Origin of the sequence: Pseudomonas sp. FP1154 (assembly GCF_030687245.1) — a bacterium.
GTDB classification, from domain to species: Bacteria; Pseudomonadota; Gammaproteobacteria; order Pseudomonadales; family Pseudomonadaceae; genus Aquipseudomonas; species Aquipseudomonas rhizophila.
The window spans coordinates 4,490,163-4,516,514 of the sequence record NZ_CP117465.1; the positions used below are offsets into that span (position 1 = coordinate 4,490,163).

16 protein-coding genes, 4 tRNA genes and 1 riboswitch are annotated in these 26,352 nt (G+C 59.2%); of the genes, 3 read left to right on the top strand and 17 right to left on the bottom strand.

The window, feature by feature from the left end:
• Positions 1 to 156: 156 nt before the first annotated feature.
• The 7 genes from PSH91_RS20185 to PSH91_RS20215 all read right to left on the bottom strand — a co-directional run bounded on the left by PSH91_RS20185 (position 157) and on the right by PSH91_RS20215 (position 14,560).
• Positions 157 to 1,056 carry a PoNi-like cognate immunity protein gene (locus PSH91_RS20185; RefSeq protein ID WP_305466586.1) on the bottom strand — a complete coding sequence of 300 codons (900 nt, stop codon included), beginning with the start codon at positions 1,054 to 1,056 and terminating at the stop codon, positions 157 to 159.
• Between the two features lie 89 nt (positions 1,057 to 1,145).
• On the bottom strand, positions 1,146 to 1,766 hold the full coding sequence (locus PSH91_RS20190) for a hypothetical protein (RefSeq protein ID WP_160893175.1): 621 nt from the start codon (positions 1,764 to 1,766) through the stop codon (positions 1,146 to 1,148).
• 472 nt (positions 1,767 to 2,238) lie between these two features.
• Positions 2,239 to 2,568, bottom strand: coding sequence for a hypothetical protein (locus PSH91_RS20195; protein WP_160893177.1), 330 nt, complete (start codon positions 2,566 to 2,568; stop codon positions 2,239 to 2,241).
• Positions 2,568 to 11,786 carry a hemagglutinin repeat-containing protein gene (locus PSH91_RS20200; protein ID WP_305466589.1) on the bottom strand — a complete coding sequence of 3,073 codons (9,219 nt, stop codon included), beginning with the start codon at positions 11,784 to 11,786 and terminating at the stop codon, positions 2,568 to 2,570. The genes PSH91_RS20195 and PSH91_RS20200 overlap by 1 nt, the downstream gene beginning before the upstream one ends.
• Positions 11,787 to 11,831: 45 nt before the next feature.
• Positions 11,832 to 12,350 carry a toxin-activating lysine-acyltransferase gene (locus PSH91_RS20205; RefSeq protein ID WP_160893179.1) on the bottom strand — a complete coding sequence of 173 codons (519 nt, stop codon included), beginning with the start codon at positions 12,348 to 12,350 and terminating at the stop codon, positions 11,832 to 11,834.
• A 9-nt stretch (positions 12,351 to 12,359) separates the two neighbouring features.
• A complete protein-coding gene (locus tag PSH91_RS20210) occupies positions 12,360 to 14,021 on the bottom strand; it encodes a ShlB/FhaC/HecB family hemolysin secretion/activation protein (protein ID WP_370695206.1) in 1,662 nt (553 codons plus the stop codon).
• 462 nt (positions 14,022 to 14,483) lie between these two features.
• Positions 14,484 to 14,560: transfer RNA gene (locus tag PSH91_RS20215), tRNA-Arg, on the bottom strand.
• A gap of 525 nt (positions 14,561 to 15,085) precedes the next feature.
• On the opposite strand from PSH91_RS20215, the gene PSH91_RS20220 reads away from it, so the two are divergent.
• Complete coding sequence (locus PSH91_RS20220; protein WP_160893181.1) at positions 15,086 to 15,412, top strand: Arc family DNA-binding protein; 327 nt, start codon at positions 15,086 to 15,088, stop codon at positions 15,410 to 15,412.
• 121 nt (positions 15,413 to 15,533) lie between these two features.
• Here the strand turns inward: PSH91_RS20220 and mgtE are convergent, their stop codons facing one another.
• Entirely contained in the window at positions 15,534 to 16,976 is a 1,443-nt protein-coding gene (gene mgtE, locus PSH91_RS20225; protein ID WP_047228773.1) for a magnesium transporter, read from the bottom strand.
• 322 nt (positions 16,977 to 17,298) lie between these two features.
• Here mgtE and PSH91_RS20230 point away from each other — a divergent pair, with 322 nt between their 5' ends.
• On the top strand, positions 17,299 to 17,802 hold the full coding sequence (locus PSH91_RS20230) for a cell envelope protein SmpA (RefSeq protein WP_107321726.1): 504 nt from the start codon (positions 17,299 to 17,301) through the stop codon (positions 17,800 to 17,802).
• Between the two features lie 40 nt (positions 17,803 to 17,842).
• Here PSH91_RS20230 and PSH91_RS20235 read toward each other — a convergent pair.
• The 7 genes from PSH91_RS20235 to ltaE all read right to left on the bottom strand — a co-directional run bounded on the left by PSH91_RS20235 (position 17,843) and on the right by ltaE (position 23,807).
• Positions 17,843 to 17,919, bottom strand: a tRNA-Arg gene (locus tag PSH91_RS20235).
• A 72-nt stretch (positions 17,920 to 17,991) separates the two neighbouring features.
• A tRNA-Arg gene (locus tag PSH91_RS20240) sits at positions 17,992 to 18,068 on the bottom strand.
• Positions 18,069 to 18,176: 108 nt separating this feature from the next.
• A tRNA-Ser gene (locus PSH91_RS20245) sits at positions 18,177 to 18,267 on the bottom strand.
• A 62-nt stretch (positions 18,268 to 18,329) separates the two neighbouring features.
• On the bottom strand, positions 18,330 to 18,518 hold the full coding sequence (gene csrA, locus PSH91_RS20250; protein ID WP_003178872.1) for a carbon storage regulator CsrA: 189 nt from the start codon (positions 18,516 to 18,518) through the stop codon (positions 18,330 to 18,332).
• Positions 18,519 to 18,700: 182 nt separating this feature from the next.
• Complete coding sequence (locus PSH91_RS20255) at positions 18,701 to 19,942, bottom strand: aspartate kinase (protein WP_047228775.1); 1,242 nt, start codon at positions 19,940 to 19,942, stop codon at positions 18,701 to 18,703.
• Between the two features lie 89 nt (positions 19,943 to 20,031).
• Positions 20,032 to 22,656: an alanine--tRNA ligase gene (gene alaS / locus PSH91_RS20260; RefSeq protein ID WP_305466594.1), complete on the bottom strand. Its 2,625-nt coding sequence runs from the start codon at positions 22,654 to 22,656 to the stop codon at positions 20,032 to 20,034.
• Positions 22,657 to 22,802: 146 nt separating this feature from the next.
• The gene (gene ltaE / locus PSH91_RS20265; protein WP_305466595.1) at positions 22,803 to 23,807 is read right to left on the bottom strand and encodes a low-specificity L-threonine aldolase; all 1,005 of its coding nucleotides are present in this window, start codon (positions 23,805 to 23,807) and stop codon (positions 22,803 to 22,805) included.
• Positions 23,808 to 24,070: 263 nt separating this feature from the next.
• A riboswitch (FMN riboswitch) is annotated at positions 24,071 to 24,238 on the top strand.
• Between the two features lie 100 nt (positions 24,239 to 24,338).
• On the opposite strand from ltaE, the gene PSH91_RS20270 reads away from it, so the two are divergent.
• Positions 24,339 to 24,848, top strand: a complete 510-nt coding sequence (locus PSH91_RS20270) for a 6,7-dimethyl-8-ribityllumazine synthase (protein ID WP_047228778.1) — start codon at positions 24,339 to 24,341, stop codon at positions 24,846 to 24,848.
• A 137-nt stretch (positions 24,849 to 24,985) separates the two neighbouring features.
• On the opposite strand, the gene astE is transcribed toward PSH91_RS20270, so the two are convergent.
• Entirely contained in the window at positions 24,986 to 25,993 is a 1,008-nt protein-coding gene (gene astE / locus PSH91_RS20275; RefSeq protein WP_047228779.1) for a succinylglutamate desuccinylase, read from the bottom strand.
• Between the two features lie 11 nt (positions 25,994 to 26,004).
• The gene (locus PSH91_RS20280) at positions 26,005 to 26,292 is read right to left on the bottom strand and encodes a hypothetical protein (RefSeq protein ID WP_047228780.1); all 288 of its coding nucleotides are present in this window, start codon (positions 26,290 to 26,292) and stop codon (positions 26,005 to 26,007) included.
• Between the last annotated feature and the right edge of the window lie 60 nt (positions 26,293 to 26,352).

Here is a 26,352-nt window from a genome sequence, read left to right on the forward strand (position 1 = left end):
AGAAAACAGGGCTCGTCAGGGTATCGGCAGGAAATGGCGTTCCGTTAAGAGATTGTGTGAGGTGGTTCATGCCGGACAGATCGGCTACCTGCCGGACACAGAACCTGTGGCGAGGGGATTTATCCCCGCTGGGCTGCGCAGCAGCCCCTGAAATCACTAACGCCGCCCCAACAACCTCGCCCAAAATCCAACTTTACTTTCCGCAGCCACCGTTGCAGGCGGCTCGGCTTCCTGCCGCGTTACCGGGTGCGTACTCGGACCGTTGGGCCTCAATAAGTCCCCTGGGTAATGCTCAAGCCCCAAACACTGTGAATCGTCCATATCAAAAGCCTTGACCGCCGCCACCGCCTCTACGCACCAACGACCGAAATACGCGCCGCCGTCGAAGTTTTCATCGCCGTAGGTGTACCAATAGGGATGTCTGTAACTGACGGCCTGGGGATCAGAGCCAGACTTGGCACCGGTACGCACCTCCGTGTACCAATGTTTGACGAATGCATTCGACAGCGATGCTTGCGAATCCGCCGGAGCGTCTACCGCCGCCAGCAACCGAGCGTAGGGTTTTGGGTAAAGAAGCACGGAACCCAGTTTGCGCTCAGGGCTGCGACTCGCGATTATTCGGTCGAGCAGCACGTCCTCTCCTTCGTTGCCGATAAGGACTAGCAGCCTTTGCCATTGATCATCGGGTATTTCCAGCGCCAACCCCAAGCCGACCAACCAAAAACAGACAATGTAATGATCGTAGTTGACGCGCCAACTGTGACGGGTGATTTGCTGCTCCGGAGTCCAGACTGACGCGCCGAGACGCTCAGCCTCCTCCCAGGCATCGAGTAACCCAGGGAAATAACGCGACAGGTCGGCAATAGGACATCCGGCAGAGTAGCGACTTAGCATCTGGTGCCAGTGGTTCTGGGCGATGATAAAGACGTACTGTGGTGCGTAGTCGGGATCGCCTGCAGGTGTACGCGCGGTCTCGAACGCTTTTACGATACGTTCATCACCATACTCCACCCATTCCGACCAATAGCGGGAGTCTCCCAGTGGTGCCCGAATCATTTAATACCTCCAACAACCTGGAGAAAAGGGGACAGATTTAGTTAAGAACAGATCAATTAAATAAATCCGCCCCACTTTTCCGCTCTGCTTTAGTTAGCCACTAAGAACCCACTCTCGGTGAGAGCACACCTCCCTCCAGCTCGCCAGAACCTGAAATAAGACTCCAAATCAATATCAAATTCAAACAATGGCCGCCCAACGTACCAAGCAAGATAATAATCCGCAGCCAACCCATAAAACGCCTCAAACAGAGCATAAGTTTGGTCGCTATCAGAAGTTTTGCCCCCCCTGATCGCATCCCCAACCTCATCAAACAACCAATAATGAGGAATATCTTGCTGAAACCAGTAATCCATATCGTGACTATCAACAAAAAGCACTCGAGCATCTTCACAAATTTTTAGAACTTCAGAATCACCGAGCACCCCACATACTCTTTCTTGCTCCTTGAGCCACTCGCGGCCTAGCTGAATTAATTCGCCCTCTCCGACTTTAAGTCTTGGCAAGAGATACAGAGACCTCTCCATATCTCCAGAAGCAAGAACGCGTTCAGTTCTATCAACCAGCTCATCCGAAAACGGAAAATAGCTGAGTATACGTCGAATCTCCTCGGAACCACTGTGCACCTTCAACAATCCCAAAAAATGAGATTTATCGAAAACTGCGCTGCCTTCACAGAAGGCACACCAGTCGAACAATAAAGACCTCATACTTACTTCCCTCCAGCTTTTGGTAGAGACGGCAATAAATCAGTAGAAAAAAAGAAAAGGGACAAAAGAAAAGAAAAGGGGACAGATTTATTTAAGCACAGAGCATTTAAATAAATCGCCCCCCTTTCCCCTAAAGAACTGAGCAAACAAATAAATCTGTCCCCTTTTTCGCTATCCTGAAAACCGAGTGGCCTAGTTGGGCGCAGCCGTAGCAGCCGGATCCATAACCTTCGCAGAACGCCCTGTCTCAAGATCCCGAACCTCGTAGTACCACCACTTCATCGAAGACGTGCCATAAAGACCATAGGTACGACCACCAACCAGATCAACCGTCATCTCCACGGGATCACTGTATTCAGTTCCAATGGCGTGCTTGACGAGAAAAAGGGACAGATTTATTTAAGAACAGAGCAATTAAATAACCCCCTTTTTTCCTAAGACGCAACATCCTAGCCCTACCCCCGCAAAAAAATTAATCATCATAATTGTAGTCAATACTAATTTTCATCTTCTCTACATCCAAAGTAACTGCACACGAAGACCAAGATTTTCCATTTTGGCACAATCCATTTTCAACATAGTAGCGCCGGAGCTCAACCAATAACTCTGTCAAATCTCCCACAGCCCTGCTGTCTGGATCAAACCAGCTTGAGCGGTTTGTTTTATCGAAATAATCAAACTCATAGCTTCCGCCATCGCCCTCGGCAAAAAGCCTAGCTCTAACAACTATTTTCTGAGCCTCCGAGGGACCAGCATCCAATAGAAGCTGGCCAATTTTTTGATACAGCCCCTGCTCGCTCATCAGTTCCCACCTTTAGGTGTATTTTTAAAATCAACAATCACAGGACGCCCACCATCAATCGAGTATCTAACATTGAATCTATCCGGTCTGAGGCCAGCATCTGTATAGACAGGCTCGATTTTCACGCTGACGCTCTTACCCTCCTTGAGTGCAGAAGCCCATGTATTCTCCATCACCTTCCACTCACCTTTGTTTAAATTCCCATTCATGGGAAGTAAATTTAACTTTTCACCAGGACCGTTAAAAATGCTTGCAATTAGATGCCCCCCCTCATCACCAGCAACTCCGCACTTACCAGCGACACACTGCTGATATGTATTCCTGTCATTTTTCACAAGCAAAAGTTCAGATTCAACCTTTTCAACGCGACCCAAACTATCTGTTTGATAAATTTTGTTCCCATCCACTCTATAAATTGTATTGGGTTCAGGTTTATTGAGCTCTTTGGACCATGCGCCCTTACCACCGGAGTTAATTTCTACTTCGCGTAGCACTTTACTAGGTTTTTTTATCCCAGCACTATAATCCGCTGGATTCTCGACAACCTTCCCATTAACGATCGTCGTCCCAGGGCCATACCCCCCCTCAAGTTTTTTGCTATACGCCCCCTCCACGCTGGTCCAGTCCATCGGCTTACCAGCCGACGCTTCAGCTTTGGCAATTTTGGCCATATCGGCCATCTTTTCAAGCCTTTCCGCCCCCACCCTGATCCCGGCTTTCGCCAGGGTCACGCCGCCCTTGGCCGCCGTACCCACGCCCGTGGCGATGGTGCCGACTTGCCAGACCAGTTCGCCAATATCCTGGCCCAGTTGCACGGCACGGTCGTCGCCGCCGTGTTCCAGGGCGTCTTGGATGCGCTCGATTTTGGCGTTGGCGTCATTGACCAGGGCGTCGCCCAGTTTCTGGCGGGCCTCGGGGTTGTCGATCAAGGCTTTGATACCTTTGATCCCTTCAACCGGATTAAGGAGGAATTGCGCCAAGCCTTCGACATCGCTCCAACCCGCCTGCGCCAAACCCTTGCCGATGCCGAATCGGGTCAGTACTTCTTGTTTTTGGTAAACGTACGCCCACTTGGCAACCACCTGAACTTTGCCCCCCAGGTCAGCCTCGCTGTACTCCTTCTCCGCCTGGACCAACTGCTGGGTCGCCAGCCAGTTGTTGTCCACCGCTGCGCCCGCTGCGGTGTTGGCGGTAGTGGCGTCCACTGAAGCGCTGTTGGCGGCCAGCCCAGTGACGATACTGACGATCAGGTTGCGCTTGGCTTCGCGCTGGGATTCGCTTTCATCGGGGCTGGCTTCGGAGAATAGGCCGGTGAGCAGGCTCGACGCTGCCGCGCCCGCGGCACCGCTGCCGCAGCTCTGGCTGCTGGCCGCGGCACCCGCGCAGGCGACGATGCCGTGCAAGGCGGCGTGCAGCGGCGAGCCTTCGGTGAGTTTGCCCTCCGCCACCAGGTCGCCGATGTAACCGGCGCCCCGCTGTTGCACGTAATTGACGACCAGCCCCTGAACGAAGGCGCCATTGCTGCCGCTGATGTTGCCGCTGGCCGCCCCCACCAGCGCGGTGGTGATCTGCCGGTAGGTGCCGCCCGCGCCCCAGTTGTCGGCGATGTCGCGGGCTTGAGCCTTCAACTGCTGGGAGCTGTTGATCAGCGCCAGGCGTTCGGTGTCAGTGAGCTGGGCGTTGGGGTCCAGAGCCTTGGCCTCGGCGGCTTCAGCCTGTTTGCGCTTGAGATCGACTTCCTTGGCCTTGTTGGCAAGCAAGGTGCTGGCTTCGTTGGAGAACGCCCCGACGATCTCGAAACCGGCACGGATTTCGTCTTCGTCGAAGATCGGCTTGAGCGTGTTGCTGGTGTCGCGGTCGCTGGAGACATCGCGATTGAGGCTGGCGACGGTTTGCTCGCCATTCTTGTCGGTGCGCTTCTGCTGCTCGGCGTCGTTGGTGATGACAAGCGTGCCGCCACTGATACCGCTGCGGGTGACGCTGCTGGCGTCATCGCTGGCGCTGATGGCGATCGGCATCGTGGCGCCGAACTCATTTTCATTCTTCGGCAGGTCGGTGCCAGGGGTTTGCGTGCCGCCGCTGGTGGCGTTGCCCTGCTGGTCCTTGCCGACTTCGCGATAACCGCCGCCGACGCTGACAGTGCTGGCGTCGTACTCGGCTTTGTTCTTGATGTCGCGACTGGTGAGGCTGGCGGTGACCAGGCGATTTTTGCCGTCCTGCACGGCCTTGTCGCTGCTGGCGATGACGCCGCCGACCAGGTCGGTGTTGCCACCGACACGAATATCGAAACCATCGTCCCCGGCCTTGATGCCCGATTGCTCGGTGACGCTGGCGTAGTTGGAATCGATATCCGTGGCGCCGAAGCTGCCGCTGGCGCCACTGATCGTACTCAGGCCATAGCAGAACGGCGGAATGCACAGGCTGATGCCGACACCCAGGCTCTGTTCATCGACCTCGTAGGTGTTGGTGTCTTGCAGGCTTTCGATGTTCAGGTCACCGCCGATATCAGCCAAGACCTGTTTGCCGCTGGCCACCGCGCCTTTGAGGTTGGTGTCGCCGCCCGAGGACAACAGCAACTGGTTGCCCGCCTCGACGTGGGTGTTGGTGTGGGTGAGTCCATCGCCGTCCGCCTGGCCACGGCTGCCGGACGCGCCCAGGTCCAGGGTGAAACCATTGCGAGCACCGAGGGAAAAGCCGATACCAATGCTGGCGCTGCTGCCTTTGCTGTCGGTGTCCTGCTTGTCGGTGTTGCGGGCGGCGAGCAGGTTGATGTCACCGTCCGCAAGCAGGCTGGCGTTACGTCCGGCCTTGATATCGCTGCCTTGTACGGTGATGTCACTGGCGGCGCCGGCGCCCGTCGCGCGCAGACGGATGTCGTTGCCGGCGGTCAGGGTCGAGCTGGCGGCGTTATCGCTGGTGTAGGTGGTGGTGCTTTCGTTCTTCTTGGTGCCCAGCGACAGGCTGATATTGATACCGCCCGCCGCACCGGGGTCCATCGCCACGGCGGTGGCGGCGTTGTGGGTCGCCAGCACGGCGGTGGCGGCAGCCAGGGCCTTCATTCGCCCGTCGTCGGTTTTCTCCGACGCCTGTTTCATTTGCTGGTTGGTCTGGATGGCGCTGATCACCGGGTTGGTCACGGTCAGGGTGAACCCGGTTTGTTTGAACAGGGTTTCACGCTCGCGCTGGCTGGTGTTGCGCGCTTCAACAATGTCGAGGGTCTGCGCCGTGATGTCGATGTCACCTTGCGGGGCCGACACCTGACTGCCGACCTGACGATAGCCCTTGCCGGCTTCGATCAGTACATCGCCAGTGGTCGAGCCGATGGTGCTCGCCACCGCCGTGTGTTGCGTGGTGAGGTCCTTGACGCTTTGTTGCTGGCTGCCCATGGTGACGGCGATACCACCGCCGCTGAACAGGCCGCTTTTCTTCACCGACTTGTCGTGGCGTTCGTTGCTGCTGTCGGTGGCCGCTTCAATGTTGACGTTGTTGTCCGCCACCAGAACGGTCTGGGTGGTGGATACGACATTGCTGCCTTTCAAGTTGATGTCGCGACCGGCCTGCACGTAGGTCTGCTCGCCACTCAGCGTGGTGCCTTCGGCCTGGGTCTGGCTGACGGTGTCGCGGGTCGTCGTGGTTTTGCTGGAGAGCCACCCGCTGCTGCCTTTGACCTTGTGCGCTTCATCGGCGAATTGGTAGTTCTGGCCAGTGGTCAGGTTGACGTCACGACGGGCCTCGGCAAATACCGCGCCTTGCTCGCTGGTGACATGGGCGGCGCGAGCGTTGAGGTCCTGGCCCGCGCTCAAGCGCACGTCGCCCTGCCCTTGAATCAGGGAGCCGACTTCGGTCTGGCTGGCGTCCTTGCGCCAGTTGCTGCTGTTCCAGGTCAGCGCTTGCTCGTGGGCTTCGCCGACGGTGGCCAGGTTGATGTTCTTGCCTGCCTCCAGCAACGTACTGCCGCCCTTGCCGGCATTGACCACCTGGGCCCCGGTGAGGTTGAGGTCGTTGCCGGCGCTCACGCCCATCGTGCCCTGGGCGCCGCTGACGAACAGCCCCGCCACCCGCGACAGGTTGGTGCGGGTGCCTTGGGCGCTGCTGCTGTCCCGGCTGCTGGAGATGACGTTGATGTCCTGCCCGGCCTTGACCGACAGGCTGTCCACGGCACCGATCAGGCCACCGAGGTTGTTGAGATTTTCCCGCGCGGCGAGCGATACCTTGTCGGCCTGGATGCGTCCGCCGAGGTTCTCGATGTTCTGCGCCGTGATCGCCATGACGCTGCGCCCGGCCAGGCTGCCGCTGTTGATCAGGTCGCCGGCGATGTTCAGGTTCAGTTGTTGCCCGGCAATCAGAGCGCCGGAACCATTGAGGTCGCCTTCCTGAACCCGTACGTACACTTGCGGCACCAGCACGTTGCGGGTTTCACCGTTGGCGAGGGTGACCTGCTTTTGCACCAGCCAGACGATGTCGCTGGTCAACTGCGCCATCTGCTCGGAGGTCAGGGCCACGCCCGGCACCAATTGCCACTGGCTGGCGACGGTGACAGCGTTGTCGATCAGCGCCCGGTACTGCATTTCGTCGTTAGCGTAGCCGTCGAGGAAGCGGCGACCGGTGAGTTGCGCGATCTGTTCACGAATCAGCTTCTGCTCGTAGAACCCGTCGCCCAGACGTTGCTGGGTCAGTGCCGGGTCGACTTGCAAGCGTTGCAACATGTAGTCCGAAGACAACCAGGTGCGATAACTGGCGAAACGCGGGTCGGTTTCGATCAGGTAGCCGTTGCTGTTCTTAGGCGTGGTGCTGAACAGGCTGTTGTTCGGCAATTCAAGGGACGGCCCGCCGCTGCGGATTTGCTCGGCCACGCCTTTGGTGTTCAGTGTGGTTTGCGCGGCGACCTGAACGATGGGCGCCACTTGATGGGTTCTGCCGACAGGGGCGCTGACTGCGCCCGTTGCGGCGATCTGCTCACTGACGCTCTGAGTGGCGCGCGCGCTGATCTGAGTGCCGCTACCGTTGCCGGCGGCGTTCTGGGCAAACACGGTGGGCAGCAGGGAGATGTCCTGAATCAAAGGTGCAGGCGTGTAGGCCGTGACGGTCGTTCCCTGCCTGTCGCGGCCCTTGCGCTGCATGCGATAGAAGTGGCTGGCGGTGCCGCTGTCGGAAGTGGTGCGCTGGCCCGACAATTCGGTATTGGTCAGGCTGGCGATGTCGGCCTGCAACAGTCCACCGGCAATGATGCGGCTCTTGTCGTTGAGGACATCGCCTGCACTGATCTGCATCGTCCCGCCAGACAGGATCTGTGCCGGCGCCGAGGAGGCGATCTGGGTTTCGCGCACCACGCGGGTGTAGTCGTAGCGGTTCCAGTTGTCCCGCCTGCCCTCGGGGGTGTTCAGGTAAAGCACCTCGTCGCGGCTCAGGGATATCTGATCGCCCTGATAACGGTTCGTCGAACCGGTGAGTTGGAACTCCTGTTGGGCGGTGCGGCTGACTTCCACCTCCTGGGTACTGAAGTGTTCATTGGTGTTGCGCACGCTCTGTACGTTCAGGGACAGATTGCCAAGGGCCTCGATGGTCGCACTGGCGTTGGTCAACAACTGGGCGCGATTCTGGGCTTTGTCATTGGCATCCAGCGCGCCGCCGATGGCCAGGTTGCCGGCGCTGAAGATCAGCGCCTGTTCGCGGTTGTCCAGGGTGCCAGCGCCGATGTCCAGCGACTCGCGGGCGGCGATGGTGGCGGCGAAACCGTTTTCATCGTGGTTGCTCAGTGTCGAAGTGGCAATCGCCAATCGATCACCGTACAAACGCCCGGTGCCCAGGTTGTTGAGCGATAGCGCTTGCACACGCACTTGCTGGCCGTCAATCAGGCCACGGTTGGTCAAGCTGTCGTTGACGGTCAGGCGAACCTGGCCGGCGCTGATCTCGCCGTTGACGGCGTTGTCCAGGGTCTGCGAGCGCACCAGCAGGAGATTGCCTGCCAGTAGTTTTCCGCTGTTGTTGAATGCCCCCTCGGTGCTCAGGTCCACCTTGTTATTGGCTTGGATCTGGCCACTCAGGTCCAGGCCACTTTGCAGGCTGAACGTCAGGTCGCCCAGGCTCAGCGCCCGGCCGGTGCCCGCGTAATAGGCGGCGTTGAGGGACAACAGGCTGCCGGCGAGCAAGGTTCCGTCGAGGTTGTGCACCGCCTGGCGACGTTGCGCCGGATCGCGATCAGTGATGGTCAGGCCGGCCCCCGCGGAAATCAGGCCGCCCTGGTTATCCAGCGTTTGGCTGACACCGATGGACAATCCTTGGTCGGCGCGCACGGCACCGGCCTGGTTGCCGAAGGTGTCGAGCGCCAGGCTCATGGCACGCCCTTCAAGGCCCTGGTTGGCACCTTGGGTGGCGCTGTTGTCGAGCACGCCGGCAATCACGCCCAGCGTTCCCGCGCTGCGCACCAGTCCGCCCTGGTTGTTGAGCGTATCCCCCAGCACCAACTGGACATCGCCTAGGCCCTGCAACTGACCACCGCGGTTATCCACCCGGGCGCCTTCGACCTGTACGGTTTTCTCGCCAATGATCTGGCCGCCGCTGCCGTTGGTAAGGTTGGTGGCCTTGAGCACCAGCGCGCCTTTGGCGCCGAGGAAGCCGGCATTGTTGTTGAAATGGGCGCTGTGGATTTCCACCGCACCCTGGCCGCTGATGCCTTGGGTGGTGCCGGACTGAAGGTTGTTCAGCGCCTGGCTGCCGGTGTCGATGAACAGCTTGCCCTTGGCCTGGATCAGGCCCGCCGCGTTGCGCAGTTCACCGCTGCGCAGGTCGAGGGTCGCACCGGCATTCAACGTGCCTTGGCTGTTGTCCATCAGCAGGCCGTGGCTGTCCAGGTCCAGGGCCTGGCCACTGATCACCCCGCCCTGGTTATTCAGGCCCTGGGCCGACAGATCGATATCGCCCAGCGCTTCAAGGCGCCCGCCGCTGTTGTTCAATGCATCGGCCGAGACACTGACCAGCAAGCCGGACTTCACCGAACCCAGCACGCCATTGGTGTTGTTCAACTGCCCAGCGATGATCTCCATACGCTGGGTGGCCGCGAGTGTGCCACCGATATTGTTCAAGCGATCGAACGTTGCGTGCAGCTCACCGCCGGCACTCACCGTGCCTTGGGTGTTATCCAGTGCCTCGCCGCTGACCTTAGTCGTACCGCTGGCGGCTAGCGTCCCACCGCCGTTATTGACCTCTGTGTCGGCCGTGACGGTCAACGCACCGTTATCGGTGGCGAGGACTTTGCCGCCCTGGTTGTTCAACGTGCCGACCTTCAAGTTCACCGCACCAGGACTGCTGACTTGCCCGGCCTGATTGTCGAAGCGTTCACGGGCGGTGACCTGCAGGGGTTGTGCGCCGGTCTGGAGAATGCGTCCACGCTGGTTGGACAGGGTCGTGGTGTCGAGCGTGATCTGTTGGCCTTGGGTCAGGCCATCATCGACCACCACCTCACGGCCCTTGACGCTCAGCGCGCCATTGCTTGCCAGGGTGCCTTTGCTGCCGGCCAACTGGGTGACCTGGATGTCCAGGGTGCCTTTGCCGGCGTGCTCGACCTTGCCCTTGCTATTGTCGAGACGATTGGCGCCAAGCTTCAGGTTGTTGGCGTTGGAGGCAATACGGCCACCGCTGTTGTCGAGCGTGGCGACGGCAGTGATCGACGTGTCGGCGGTGCCGGTCTGCACCAGCTCGCCGCCGGCATTGGAAACATCGCGGGCGCCTACCCGCAGGTTGCCAGCGGTGACCTTGGCCGCATCGGTGCGCAGGGTCTTGGCCGCTTTGGCATTCAGTACCTGGGTCGCATCGACTTGACTGCCACTGAGATTGGCATCGCCAGTGCTGGCCGTCAGGGTAACGTTGCGGCCCAGGGTCTGGCTGCTGCTCAAGTCCAGGTCAGCGGCCTCGACGCTGACATCGCCGCCAGCAAGGTTCTGGCCTTGCGCCTTGACCGTAGCGGCCCGTAGCGCGAGGTTGCCACTGCTGCGCAGCTTGCCGTCCGCCCCGACGCCCGCCGCCAGGCTCGAGGCGGTGGTGCTGCGAATGGTCTTGGCGGTGAGCGTGGTGTGGTTCTGGCTGGCAACGGTGCCGCTGTTGTCGATGTCACCGGTGCTGTCGAGCTTCAGGTCGCCCTTGGCGTAGAGCGTGCCGCTGTTGTCAACGCTGGTGGCATTGATTCGGGTCGCCGTTGCGCTGCTGATCGCGCCCTGGTTTTGCAACTTTCCGTCGGCGCTGATCACCACCTCGCCAGCCATGGCGCCGATCTGCCCGGCGTTGCGCACACCGACACCGGATTCGGTGCCCACCAGCATGATCTTCCCGGCATACATGCCGCCGAGCTTGGCAACGTCGATGGCAACGGTGGGTTTGTCTTCCTCGGTGCCTGGCAGCGGCGTGGCCTGGGTGTTGTCGGCATTGACCTGATTACGTCCAGCGGTGACCTTCAGGTCGTTGGCCCAGACACCGGCGTTGACCTGCACGGTGCGGGCGATCAGATCCGTATAGTCAGCCTCTCGGGCATCCAGGCCTTTGCCTTCAATGTTGATGGTCCCGCCCTGCACGGTATAACCGGTGATACGACCATTCTCCAGTTGCGCCCGCCCCGTGCTGAGGGTCGTACGATCGGCGTTGATGAAGCCGCAACCGTTGCAGGTGATGCCGGACGGGTTGGCGATCACCACTTCGGCGCGTTGGCCTGCGACTTCAACGTAGCCACGCAACTGACTGGGATTGCTGGCGTTGACCTCGTTGAGGATCACCCGTGCACCACCATTGCCCAACATGGGATTGCCTTCAATCCAGCCGCCCAGCTTCGTCTGACTGTTGGCTGCAGCGTTGTTGAGGATCACGCCACGGTTGTCGACGTCGAACTGGTTGTAGGTGTTACGCGAAACACCAGCCGCGCTAGGCGCGCGGATGTTCACCTGCGGGGTGCCGTTGGCGCTTTCTATCACCATAGGGCGTTGACCGGCCGGAGCACCGGGGTCGGCGACGATGGTGCCGGCCCAGGCCGGCGCTACGCTCAAGGACACCAGCCCGAGCGCCGTCATCAGCGCAAAGCGCAATGCCCCGAGCGTCGCCGTGCACACCGGCGCGCCTGCGATCGGGCCGGAACGGGTTCCCGGTGCCTTGACCTGGCTCGTGACATTTTCCGCAACCACCATCAGCAGTCCGCGGGCCTTGTTGAATACGATTCGGTACAGATGCTTGTTCATTGCAATTCCATTTGCGGTGACTGCCCGCAAGTCCTGAGGTTGGGGTTACGGTGCAATTGCCAGCGGATGAGCGGCAAACCAGGCCTTGGCCTGTTCAGGGATGACGCCGATCCCTTGGAAGGTCTTGACCTGCAGGCCGCGCTCTTCACCTCGGTGATAGAGGGCGCGCGCGCAACGATTGGGGAACAAATGACGCTGCAGCAACCGGCTCAATGCAGCGGTATGGCCAAAAGGAGCAACCCAGTCGTTCAACCAGAGACGCTCGCCGCTATTCCAGTCCGCTTCGGTCAGCGCCAGCGGCGACTGCTGCAAATAGCGCTGTTCGGCGGCCTCGTCGAAGTTGAGCCAGGACAGGTAGAACACCGGTTTGCCCTGTTCACTGCCGAGCACGAACTGGCGATGCTTGAGAGCTGGCAACAACAGCGTTGGCAAAGTGTGTAATGGTGCATCGCGATGGGCTTTGGAGTGCATCCACAGCCATGTGGCCGAGCCGAACACCGCGGCTTCGTTCCAGGGTTCATCGATCAGGCCGGGGGCCGTGATGTCTAGCGTCTCGAACTGCATGGGATCACCTCAGAATGACCAGATGACATTGAAGGCACTGGTCACGTTTGCTGTCTCGAAGCCATCGGGCTTTTTCAGCGGTGTGCCGAATGACCAGTCGTATGACAGGCCTTTGTAGCCGCCACGGATGCCCACCACGGCCCCCGCCAGGCGCTGGCCAATCAGGAACTCACTGGCTTGACCGCTGACCTCGCCGTAGTCGATACCGGCATAAAGCTCCTGGCCGGTCTGCCCCAACGACAGGCCGACTTCGTTGCGTAATGTCCAGCCACGGTCGGCGGAAAGAATGTTTTCACCATCGAAGCCGCGCACGCTGTAGCGCCCACCGATCGAGAAACGGTCCTGGGGCACCAGGGACGTACGATTCCACTGCGCACGCCAGCCGCCGATGTAGCGCAGGCGCTGGTTACCCGCCACGAACGGCACTTGCAATTGAGCATCGGCGGTGATGATCTGCGAGCGCGAAGTGCCGGCATCAAAATCTTCCTCAGGGGCCTTGAGCGCGTTATGGGCACCCGTGCCGCGACGATAGGCGGCCCCCAGGTCAAGGGTCGAGGCGCCGATAAACTCGCGATGGTTCAGCCCGAACTGCCAGCCGGCCATGCGCCGTTTCTGGTTGCCGATTTGGGTGTCGTCGATGAAGTTCTCCGACGAACGCGTCCACAGACTGCCCCAGGCGGAGGTCTTGCGAACGGCATCGCGGTAAAGCAGACGTGACAGGCGCAACTCGTTGTTGCGACTTTCGCCACGGTACAGATAGGTCTGGGTGGCACCGGCGACAGACTGTTCGTAGTCATATTCACTCGTGGTAAAACCCAGCTGCCAATAACCGAACGGCAGCGAGTAATGCAGGGTATTGCCGTCGGAGCCGCGCTGCCCGGACTCGCCACCGCCCAGGTCATGGTTGACGCTGGCGTAGAACAGGTCGTTGAGCGACAGCAGATTGTCGAGGGACAACGAGACGTTACCTTGGTACTTGCCGGTGGTCTTGCTGCCCGAGTTATCCACCGACAAGCTCACGCGAGCCGGAAACCGCTGACTCCAAGCGATCACTACGTCGCTTTCACCAGGCTTGGCGTCGGCAGCGCGGGCAGGTGCGATCTGGATGTCGGCCTCGGCGGTGGGTACGCGCTTGAAGTTCTCCAGTGCCTGTTCGATATCGCGCAGGTTGAGCAGATCACCGGGGCGGGCGGGCATCGCGTTCCAGGCATTGGCGCGGGAGCTGGTGCCCTCGTCAAAACGAATCTCGCGAATGCGCCCCGGCACCAGGGTCAGTACCAGAACTCCACTGTTCAGATCCTGGGCTTCAGCAAGCACACGGGTGGTGACGTAGCCGGCTTCGATGATCGCATTCTGCATGCGCTTCATCGTCAGATTGATCCCGGCGCCGCCCAAACACCGACCCAGGGCGGGATCATGCTTGGGGTTGGCGGCGCGCAGCGCCCACTGAAATTTTTCCGACGCCTCGCCTATCAGACGGATATCGTCGATGGCAAAGCAAGGGCTTTCCTTGTCCGGCAAACGTTCGGCCCCCTCGGTCACCGGCGCCGCCTGAAGGCGTACGTCCGGCCGAGACTCCAATTGGTCACGCAGAACGCGCTCGCGCTCGCGCTGGCGCAGCAACTCCTCTTCAGGCCCTGCCGCCTGTGCAACGCCCCCCGCCCCCAACATCCACGCCGCCAGGAAAAACAACGAGAGATTCCTGGGGTTACATGGAAACGAACGGGGCGCGCCCTCAAGACGGCGAGCAGCGCTCGGCTTAAGCGTTCGACAGAATGCTGCTGGGTGCATGTCACATCCTTGTGGCCGGAATAAAAGGCACGGTGGGTCAGCCCGCCGGGACAGCAGTGCACTGACTCAAATAAAAAAGAGATACGCGTCCCGCTCGTAGCGAAGGAAAAGTCCTACAAACTACCGAGACGGTCAGATAGCAAAGGGGGGGATAAGTTTCACACTGCCGGATTAGTTGATACAGATTCGTAGAAAAATGGGGAATCAGTCACAACAATGAGGAAATGGGATTGGTTGAGGCGGCCACCTAAGGCCTGACCTGCGAGTTCAAGCCATTGATAATTTGCGCAAAGGCCTGCAAGAGAGGAAGCCTTGATTTCGCTGAATCATGGGATTGGAAGGTGGTGTCCCAGGGCAGGTTCGAACTGCCAACCTTCCCCTTAGGAGGGGGATGCTCTATCCAATTGAGCTACTGAGACACAAGTCGACCACGAGAAACGCGGTGCGTTGGACGGCGTGCATGTTAACGGTCAGCCTGGCGTTTGTCATGTCGTCCATGGCTTTTTAAGTGTAGGCAAATGTACCGCTCGCCAAGTCTCCCATCGTAGCCCCCGGACCGGACCGCCGCTCATCTGGCCCCACCCTGCTCATTCTAGTAAATCGGCAAATCGCCACTATCCTATACAATACAAGGACAGCATCGCGCCGCCGCCTGCGTCATGGTTATCCGCCAGACGGTATGGCACATCGACACGATGCAGTGGTCACAAGATGCGGACCTGGAAATTTTTCCAACCAGTCCGCATTTTTGACGAAGGGTACTGGCATAACGCCTTTACGCGGATCAATATTTGTCACAGAATTGGCGCCAATGATCTGGCAATTTTGAGGCATGATGCGGGCCTCTTAACAATTCAGGTTGAACATTTGGCTAAGGGGCTTGTCCTATCGACATCCTGCGGCCAATCCCGAGAACCGCTCCCCTGAACTAACCGGTTAAATATATGCGCCCAATGAAACAGGCAATTTATTCCAGCCGTACGGCTGACAAGTTCGTCGTACGTCTGCCAGACGGAATGCGGGAACGCATTGCCGAGGTGGCTCGCAATCATCACCGCAGCATGAACTCCGAAATCATCGCGCGCCTTGAGCAAAGCCTTATTCAGGAAGGTGCGTTGGGTGAAGAGCTCAGCATGCGACTGGACAGCCCAGAGCTGTCACTGCATGAACGCGAGCTGCTTCAACGATTCCGACAACTCTCTCATCGCCAGCAAAACGCTCTCGTTTCGCTGATTGCCCATGACGCAGAAATGACCGCAGACGCGTCCTGATAGCATCCAAGATATTGAAGCCAGCCTTGTGCTGGCTTTTTTTTGCCTGGCATTTGGTGACAGAGATTTCCGGCGCCCACGAAAAAGCCCGCCAAATTGGCGGGCTTTCTTGAAGCGCGAATCAGAGCAGGAAAATCGTCGCCAACCCCAGGAAGATGAAAAATCCGCCGCTGTCGGTCATGGCGGTAATCATCACGCTGGCCCCCATGGCGGGGTCACGCCCCATTCGAGCCAGGGTCATGGGAATCAATACCCCCATCAAGGCCGCCAACAACAAGTTGAGCGTCATGGCGGCGGTCATCACCACTCCCAGCGACCAACTGCCGTATAGCAAGTACGCCACCACGCCGATCACCCCACCCCAGACCAGACCGTTGATCAAGCCCACGGCCAGTTCCTTGCGCATCAATCGCGATGTATTGCCGGTACTGACCTGGTCCAGCGCCATGGCGCGGACGATCATGGTAATGGTCTGGTTGCCGGAGTTGCCGCCAATCCCCGCAACGATAGGCATCAGCGCCGCAAGGGCCACCAGTTTTTCGATGGAGCCTTCGAACAAGCCGATCACCCGGGACGCGATGAAAGCCGTGATCAAATTGACCGCCAGCCAGGCCCAACGGTTACGCAGGGACTTCCAGACCGAGGCGAAGATGTCTTCCTCTTCGCGCAGACCGGCCATGTTGAGGACTTCGCTTTCGCTCTCCTCACGAATCAGGTCGACCATTTCGTCGATGGTCAGACGGCCGATCAACTTGCCGTTCTTGTCGACAACGGGCGCAGAAATCAAATCGTAACGTTCGAACGCCTGGGCCGCATCGTAGGCATCTTCGTCCGGATGAAAACTCACCGGATCACTGGCCATGACCTCGGCTACCTGCTTTTCCGGATCATTGACGAGCAATCGCTTGATAGGCAGCACGCCCTTAAGCACACCGTCGTAGTCCACCACAAAGAGCTTGTCGGTATGCCCCGGCAACTCCTTGAGACGGCGCAGATAACGCAATACCACTTCAAGACTGACATCCTCACGGATGGTCACCATCTCGAAGTCCATCAGCGCACCGACCTGCTCCTCGTCATAGGACAACGCCGAACGCACGCGCTCGCGCTGTTGGCCGTCGAGGGTTTCCATCAGTTCGTGGATAACGTCCCGTGGCAGTTCGGGCGCAAGGTCGGCAAGTTCGTCGGCGTCCATTTCCTTGGCCGCTGCCAGCAGCTCGTGATCATCCATGTCAGCGATCAGGGTTTCACGAACCGAGTCGGACACTTCAAGCAGGATGTCACCGTCACGATCCGCCTGGACCAACTGCCAGACCGTCAGACGCTCTTCCAGCGGCAAGGCTTCAAGGATGTAGGCGACGTCGGCGGAGTGCAGGTCATCGAGCTTGCGTTGCAGCTCGACGAGATTCTGCCGGTGGACCAGGTTCTCGACCAGGTCGTGATGCGGGCCTTCCTGGCGATGCGTCAGGTCTTCGACCACCCGCTGGCGATGCAGCAGCTCAACGACTTGAGCAAGGCGATCCTGAAGGCTTTCCTGCGTTTTCTTTACTTCTATTTCGGTCATAGGCGAACTCCACTCCCAGCAGTGGAGCACGCCGGAAGGATCAATCAGTCAGTTCATGATTGGTAAAACGAGATATTGAGTAACTACTGGGTAAGTCCATGGGATATTCCACAAGCCCCGGCGGGGCTGACGGGCGCAATCATACACCGCTTGACGCTTTAAAACGTTAAAAAATCATGGCAAGAACAAGCGCTTGCGAGACATACCTGAACGCAGATTGAACCTCTATGCCTACGACGACTTATCCTGAAAAGAAAACACACGCCCCGGTAAAAATGTAGCGGCTAACCTTCTTTTCTTCACCGTCAAGGAGGACGTCAGGATGCTCGTCAGTCGCTACCTGTTTTTACTCGCTGCCCTGCCCTGCCTGCCTTTGGGGGCTGCCGGGCAAAGCGTGCATCGCTGCGAAAATACCGCCGGGCACGTGACCTTTACCACCCTGAGTTGCCGACAGGAAGAAACCCTGTCACTTCAGCAGATCCATCCGACCAGCCCGGGCAGGGCCGAGCCAATGACAGAGGCCATGCTGCCCGAAGCAGAGTTTCGGCAAACATTCGGCAACAAAGCCAACCGCAAGGAACCGACTGTTGTCGGCCAACTCGAAGACCGCTGTGGCAACCTGCTCAATGCCAGGCAACGCCGCGAAGCGATCATGAACCAGCGAGTCGTCAGTGGCATGAGCCAGCAGGACGTGGAAAGCGCCCTGGGCAGACCCGACTCGGTCAAAATCAGGAATTCGAGCACGCGATATACCTACAAAGCGAAAAAAGGTCGCAGCGCAGAGATCGTGTTCGATGAGAAAGGGTGCGTGAAAGGCAAATCGTAGACAGCAAAAAGCCCGCGTTAAACGCGGGCTTTTTGGTGTTTGGTGCACTCGACAGGATTCGAACCTGTGACCGCTCGGTTCGTAGCCGAGTACTCTATCCAGCTGAGCTACGAGTGCAAGTTGTGGTTTTATACCAGATCACAACTGGTTGAAGCCAAGTTATTTGCATCACTGCAAAAAACTCTTAAATGGTGCACTCGACAGGATTCGAACCTGTGACCGCTCGGTTCGTAGCCGAGTACTCTATCCAGCTGAGCTACGAGTGCATTTGTTGCCGCGCATTATAGGTCGCCGAATCTTTTTGTAAAGCGCTTTTTTTCAGTAATTTCAATAACTTACCGATAAAGCCAGATTACGTCGCACTAAATAAATAATGGCGGAGAACGGGGGATTCGAACCCCCGACACCCTTTTGAGGTGTACTCCCTTAGCAGGGGAGCGCCTTCGGCCACTCGGCCAGCTCTCCGCAACACGGGGCGTATATTAACCACCTTCATCCCCGTTTGCAAACATAAAAAACGATAAAAATTAATGGCTTGGTTCGTCGTCCTTCTCTTTCTTGATACGCAGGTAAATTTCCTCTCGGTGCACCGCGACCTCTTTCGGGGCGTTGACGCCAATACGCACTTGATTTCCTTTGACGCCGAGCACGGTCACGGTGATTTCGCCATCGCCAATAATCAGGCTCTCTGCGCACCGACGAGTCAGAATCAGCATACCTTTCTCCTCACGCAATTCAGTTCAGGGACAACAGTCTGCAAAAAAAGGCGTAGGCCCTACGAACCGAAACGGTCGCAGCCTACAAGCCTAGTATTGACCAGCGCGAGCAAAAGAACAGTTTTGGAGCGCGCCTTTCAGAAAAACAAAGGGCGCGGTAAACCGCGCCCCAAGACAACGCCTTACTCGCCCTGTCGGGCAGCAGCGTCGAGTTCGAAAGCCGTGTGCAGGGCGCGCACGGCCAGCTCCAGGTACTTCTCTTCGATGACCACGGAAACCTTGATTTCCGAAGTAGAGATCATCTGGATGTTGATGCTTTCCTTGGCCAGGGATTCGAACATACGGCTGGCCACGCCTGCGTGAGAGCGCATGCCGACACCGACGATCGAGACCTTGGCGATCTTGGTATCACCCACCACTTCCCGGGCACCAATCTCGTCAGCAGTCTTTTTCAGCACCGCTTCAGCGGCCTGGTAGTCGTTGCGGTGCACGGTGAAGGTGAAGTCGGTGGTGTTATCGTGCGCGACGTTCTGCACGATCATGTCGACTTCGATGTTCGCGGCACTGATCGGGCCGAGAATCTTGAACGCCACGCCGGGGGTGTCTGGCACGCCACGGATGGTCAGCTTGGCTTCATCGCGGTTGAAAGCGATGCCGGAAATGATCGGCTGTTCCATGGATTCCTCTTCATCAATAGTAATGAGGGTGCCCGGACCCTCTTTGAAGCTGTGCAGAACGCGCAGCGGAACGTTGTACTTGCCAGCGAATTCGACGGCCCGGATCTGCAGCACCTTGGAACCGAGGCTGGCCATTTCCAGCATCTCTTCGAAGGTGATCTTGTCCAGGCGCTGAGCCACAGGCACCACCCGTGGGTCGGTGGTGTAGACACCATCCACATCGGTGTAGATCTGGCATTCGTCAGCCTTGAGTGCCGCCGCCAGCGCCACGCCCGTGGTATCGGAACCGCCACGGCCGAGAGTGGTGATATTGCCGTGCTCGTCCACACCCTGGAAACCGGCGACCACCACGACGCGACCGGCCTTCAGGTCGCCGCGAATTTTCTGATCGTCGATCTGCAGAATACGCGCTTTATTGTGCGCGCTGTCCGTCAGGATACGAACCTGGTTGCCGGTGTAGGACACCGCCGGCACACCCCGCTTGATCAGCGCCATGGCCAGCAAGGCGATGGTCACCTGCTCGCCAGTGGAAACGATCACATCCAGTTCGCGCGGAACCGGCTGTTGGTCGCCGCTGATTTGCTTGGCCAGATCGATCAGACGGTTGGTCTCGCCGCTCATTGCCGACAGCACAACCACCAGGTCATCGCCCGCTTCACGGAATTTCTTAACCTTGTCGGCGACTTGTTCGATTCTCTCGACAGTACCGACCGAGGTGCCTCCAAATTTCTGTACGATCAAAGCCATTTCAAAGCCGCCTCTGCCCATGAAGGGCGCCCAATAATCACTCAACAGCGACCGGAGTCGTCACTAGACGACGACCCCGGAGCACTGCCTTAAATACCCTGCTCTACAAATGCAACGGTTTGGGCCAGTGCTGCGTCCAGCGCGCCGGCGTCGGTGCCGCCGCCTTGCGCCATGTCCGGACGACCACCACCCTTGCCGCCCACTGCCGCAGCGGCCTGCTTCATCAAATCACCGGCTTTGAGTTGGCCAGTCAGGTCTTTGGTCACGCCTGCGACGAGAACGACCTTTTCCTCATGGACACTGCCGAGCAGGATCACTGCGCGGCCGAGTTTGTTTTTCAGTTGATCGACCAGCGCCAACAGTGCCTTGCCGTCCTGGCCATCCAGGCGCGCGGCCAGCACTTTCACGCCCTTGACGTCCACGGCCTGGGCCGACAGATCGTCGCCCGCGGCGCTGGCAGCCTTGGCCTGCAACTGCTCGAGTTGCTTTTCCAGCTGACGGTTGCGCTCCAGCACAGCCGAGAGCTTGTCGATCAGGTTGTCACGGCTGCCCTTGATCAGGTTCGCCGCTTCCTTGAGTTGTTCTTCGGCGGCGTTGAGGTACGCCAGGGCCGCCGCGCCGGTGACCGCTTCGATGCGACGCACACCAGAAGCCACACCGCCTTCGCTGATGATCTTCAGTAGGCCGATGTCACCGGTCCGGTTGGCATGGATACCACCGCACAGCTCCACGGAGAAATCGCCGCCCATGCTCAGCACACGGACGCTGTCGCCGTACTTCTCGCCAAACAGCGCCATGGCGCCCTTGCGCTTGGCGGTCTCGATGTCGGTTTCTTCGGTCTCGACCGGTGAGTTCTTGCGGATCTCGGCGTTGACGATGTCTTCCAGCGCCTTGAGTTGCTCAGGCTTGATAGCCTCGAAATGGCTGAAGTCAAAGCGCAAGCGCTGACTGTCCACCAAAGAGCCTTTCTGCTGAACATGCTCGCCCAGTACCTGACGCAACGCGGCATGCAGCAAGTGCGTAGCCGAGTGGTTCAGCGAGGTGGCGTGACGAACCTCGGCGTCGACATGCGCGGCTACCGGAGCGGCAATCATCAGGCTGCCCGAGGCCAATACGCCGTGGTGCAGGAATGCGCCGCCGGTCTTGGTGGTGTCTCGCACATCGAAACGCGAGTTGCCGGCCTGCAGGTAACCGCTGTCACCGATCTGTCCGCCGGATTCGGCGTAGAACGGCGTCTGGTCCAGCACGATCACCCCTTCCTGGCCTTCGCTCAGGATGTCGACCGACTGCCCGTCCTTATAGATAGCCACGATCTTGGCCGAACCGGTCGTGGCGGCGTAGCCGGTGAATTCGGTGGCCACGTCAACCTTGACCAGGCTGTTGTAGTCCATGCCGAAGGAGCTGGCGGAACGCGCGCGCACTCGCTGGGCTTCCATCTCGCGCTCGAAACCTTCCTCGTCGAGGGTCAGGTTGCGTTCGCGGGCGATGTCGCCCGTCAGGTCCATCGGGAAACCGTATGTGTCGTACAACTTGAACACGACATCGCCCGGTACCACGCTGCCCTTGAGCTCGGCCAAATCCTGCTCGAGGATCTTCAACCCCTGCTCCAGGGTTTTGGCGAACTGCTCTTCCTCACCCTTGAGCACGCGCTCGATGTGGGCCTGCTGGGATTTGAGTTCCGGGAAGGCCTCGCCCATTTCGGCCACCAGGGCCGCGACGATCTGATAGAAGAAGCTGCCCTTGGCGCCCAGCTTGTTGCCGTGACGGCAGGCGCGACGAATGATCCGACGCAACACATAGCCGCGGCCTTCGTTGGACGGCAACACACCATCGGCAATCAGGAAGCCGCAGGAACGGATATGGTCGGCCACCACTTTGAGCGAAGCCTGGTTGTCGTTACTGCAACCGATGGCCTTGGCCGAAGCACTCAACAGGCTCTGGAACAGGTCGATTTCGTAGTTGGAGTGAACGTGCTGCAACACCGCACTGATCCGCTCCAGGCCCATGCCGGTGTCGACCGACGGCGCTGGCAACGGATGCAACACGCCATCGGCGGTGCGGTTGAACTGCATGAAGACGTTGTTCCAGATCTCGATGTAGCGGTCGCCATCTTCTTCCGGCGAGCCGGGTGGGCCGCCCCAGATGTCGGCGCCGTGATCGTAGAAAATCTCGGTGCAAGGGCCGCACGGGCCGGTGTCGCCCATGGTCCAGAAGTTATCGGAAGCGTATGGCGCGCCCTTGTTGTCGCCAATGCGCACCATGCGTTCAGCCGGGACACCGACCTCTTTGGTCCAGATGTCATAAGCCTCGTCATCGCTGGCGTAGACCGTTACCCAGAGCTTCTCCTTGGGCAGGTTCAGCCACTTGTCGGAGGTCAGGAAGGTCCAGGCAAAGGTGATGGCGTCGCGCTTGAAATAATCACCGAAGCTGAAGTTACCCAGCATTTCGAAGAAGGTGTGGTGACGAGCGGTATAGCCGACGTTTTCCAGGTCGTTGTGCTTGCCGCCGGCGCGCACGCATTTCTGGCTGCTGACGGCACGGGTGTAGGCACGTTTTTCCTGGCCCAGGAAGCAGTCCTTGAACTGGTTCATCCCCGCGTTGGTGAACAGCAGGGTCGGGTCGTTGCCCGGAATCAAAGAGCTGGAGGCTACTCGGGTGTGGCCTTGCTCTTCGAAGAAGCGAAGGAAGGCTTCACGGATTTCTGCGCTTTTCATTAGGTTCTTCCACGGAGGCTGCGGCCAAAGGCCTGTGCAAAACGTCAACAGACGAAGCAACGGCAAAGGGCCGCATTATATCGGCCCTTCGCGTGGGGTACAGCGTGTTTATGCGATAGAAACTGTCAATTGGGCCGCTTGGCGGGTCAGTTACGGGAAAAGTCGACGAAAGAGCGGATCACTTCGTCGATTTGCGCGGCGCTGACATCCATGTGGGTCACCATTCGCAGGCGCGGCGCGGCGCTGAGCTTGATACCACGCTCGGCGGCAAACGCCCTGATGGCCTCGGCCCGCTCGCCCATCTGCACGTAGACCATGTTGGTCTGCACCGGCTCGACCTCGTAACCCGCCCCACGCAAGCCCTCGGCAAGCCGCTGGGCATTGGCGTGGTCATCGGCCAGGCGCTGGACCTGATGATCCAGGGCATACAACCCCGCCGCAGCCAGGATCCCGGCCTGGCGCATACCCCCGCCCACCATCTTGCGCAGCCGGCGCGCCTTGCCGATCAGTTCGGCGCTGCCGCAGAGGACCGAGCCAACGGGAGCGCCAAGGCCCTTGGACAGGCACACCGACACCGAATCGAAATGTTGGGTGATCTCCCGGGCATCGACGTTCAACTTGACCGCGGCGTTGTACAGCCGCGCGCCGTCAAGGTGCAACGCCAGGCCGTGCTCGCGCGTGAAACGCCGGGCCCGGGCCAGATAGTCCAGCGGCAGGACCTTGCCTTGCATGGTGTTTTCCAGCGCCAGCAGGCGAGTACGGGCGAAGTGGAAGTCATCGGCTTTGATCGCGGCAGCAACTTGCTCCAGGTCCAGAGAGCCGTCCGCTTGCACGTCAAGGGGTTGCGGCTGGATTGAACCCAGTACCGCCGCCCCGCCGCCTTCGTATTTATAGGTGTGAGCCTGCTGGCCAACGATGTATTCATCACCACGCTCGCAATGGGCCATCAGCCCCAGCAAGTTGCTCATGGTGCCGGTGGGTACGAACAGCGCCGCGACAAAGCCCAGGCGCCCGGCCAGTTCGGCCTCGAGGCGATTGATGGTCGGATCTTCGCCATACACATCGTCGCCGGTCGGCGCGCTGGCCATCGCATCCAGCATGGCGGCGGAAGGTTGGGTGACGGTGTCGCTGCGAAGATCGATAACGCTCATGAATCTGGCCTCGGGTGCGGGTGGGGGGAATTCCCTTTCGAAGGTCAATTACTGCGGTCATGGCGACGATTAATCAAGACCAGTCGAAGGAAAAGATCACCTGCACCTGAAGATCACTCAGAACACCTGTGGGAGCGAGCTTGCTCGCGATGGCGCCAGCGCATCCAACATCAATGCAATCTGAACCACCGCTATCGCGAGCAAGCTCGCTCCCACCGGGGTTATGTGTTAAAAATCCTGCGCCGCCAAAAACCATGGCGGCGAAACGTTCTCAGGGCGGGGTGCAATTCCCCACCGGCGGTAATTGCACGCAAGGTGCATAGCCCGCGAGCGCTTGGCGATACACGGCTTTTGCGGTGTAGCGTCAAGGTCAGCAGACCCGGTGTGATTCCGGGGCCGACGGTCATAGTCCGGATGAAGAGAGAACGGGATCGGCACCCAGGGGCCGTCTGCGACTGTCTGCGCGCGACGCACCCTCGAATCCCCTTCGATTCATGACGCCCTGTTTTTTACACAAACAGGAACCAGAACATGCAACCCACCGCAATCGACAGCAAAAGCAAACATCATCCGGGCGAGCGCGTCGCGTTCATCCAGGCCTGCTGGCACAAGGAAATCGTCGACCAGAGCCGTAAAGGCTTCGTCGCCGAAATGATCAATCAGGGTTATCAGGAAAGCGATATCGACTTCTTCGAAGTCGGCGGCGCCTTCGAGATCCCGCTGCATGCCAAGCTGCTGGCCAAATCTGGCCGCTACGCCGGCATCGTCGCCGCTGGCCTGGTGGTGGACGGTGGCATCTACCGTCACGAATTCGTCGCCCAATCGGTGATCAGCGGCCTGATGCAGGTTCAGCTGGAAACCGAGGTGCCGGTGTTCTCGGTCGTACTCACTCCCCATCACTTCCACGCTGGGGAAGAACATCAGAAGTTCTTCTTTGAGCATTTCGTGCACAAGGGCCAGGAAGCGGCGAAGACCTGTGCCGATACCCTGCACAAGACCCGGGCGTTGCGGCGCAGTGAGCAGCGGGCGGTAGCGGTCTAAATCCAGACACAGATCCAAATGTGGGAGCGAGCCTGCTCGCGATAGCAATGTAGCAGTCGACAGCAATGGCGACTGGCACTCCGTCATCGCGAGCAAGCTCGCTCCCACAAAAGGCTTGTATCAGTTTGGGATTCAGGTCAGGCCAGGTTTTCGTCCGTCGCCGGCACAATCAGGATCCCGGCCCGCAAACCATTCTTCACCTTGGGGTTGGGGAAGATGATCCGGGCGCCCTCTTCTTCGATCACCCAGCGGGTCTGGGCAATGTCTTCGGCCAGCACATAACCTTTTCCAAGTTCCGAGAAGTTCTCGATGTCCGCCGGCAGGTTCAGGCGGAAACTGTCGCTGTGCTTGATGATTTCCCGCGCGACGCTGAACAGTTGCAGGCCGTCCAGACTTTCGTCCGATTCGGGTTCGCTGCCTTCGATGATCTGTTGCAGACGGGTTTCCAGCAGGCTGACGTTGACACCGTCGTTTTCCCCGAACGGCCGGGCCTTGCCCAGTTCCAGGGTGAAAGACTCGGCACCCAACTGGTCATAGGTGTAGGCGCTGAACACAATGGACGGTTTGTTCTGCAGCAGCACCGCTTCCATGCCGGCGGCGCGCAGCCGCGCCAGTTCACGGCGTGAATGCTGGCGACCTTCCTTCCACGGATACAGGGCGAATTGCTCAATCTTCGAACCCCGGATGGCGGTGTGCAGGTCGTAATGCAAGCGACTGCGGTCCGGCACGCTGAAGAAACTGGCGGCCAACCGCTCCAATTCGCACGCCCGCAACGCCTCGGCGCCGCCGCTCAACTCATGGCGACCATTGAACAACCGATTGACGTCCTGCTCGACAAAACGCTCTCCGCGACGAATGGCCTCGGGATTGCCGAACAGAAACAGAATGCGTGCCCGTGGCTTGAGATCCCCACGGGCGATGTCGTGCAGCAACCGATCAAGCAATTCGATCGGTGCGGTTTCGTTGCCGTGGATACCGGCTGACAGCAACAGGTCCTGGCCATTGTCCCGGGCCTGGGGCGGCTTGACCTCCAGCGCGCCCTCGCTCAGCCAGCGCATCCGTACGCCCTCGACAGTCAGTTGAGTCTTCTCCGCCGGTTCACGGCCGGCGAGGGTCAGTTCAAGCAATTTGCCGAGGGCGAGCATAGCGCGGCTCCTTAATGGTCGTGGCCGCAATCCGGGCCATGGACATGATCATCGTCGCCCATGTCGGCCGGTTCCATTTCCAGTTGCAGGCTCACCAGGTTGGTCGCCAATGGGCGCAACAACAGGTTGGCGTATTCCTCATCGCCTTCTTCGACATCGACACCGATCAGCAACTGACCGCGGCCGTCCTGCTGGATCCACAGCTCTTTGCCCTGCCACATGACCGCAACGCGGGTGCAGGAGGTTTCCAGTTGGGTGCCGTCGGTGTCTTCAAGGATCAGTTGCAAGGTATCGCTCATGTTTTTACGTTCTCGTCGGGGGAAAAAGGCAACGCGCCCTGCTTTGACTGTAGTCAGGTC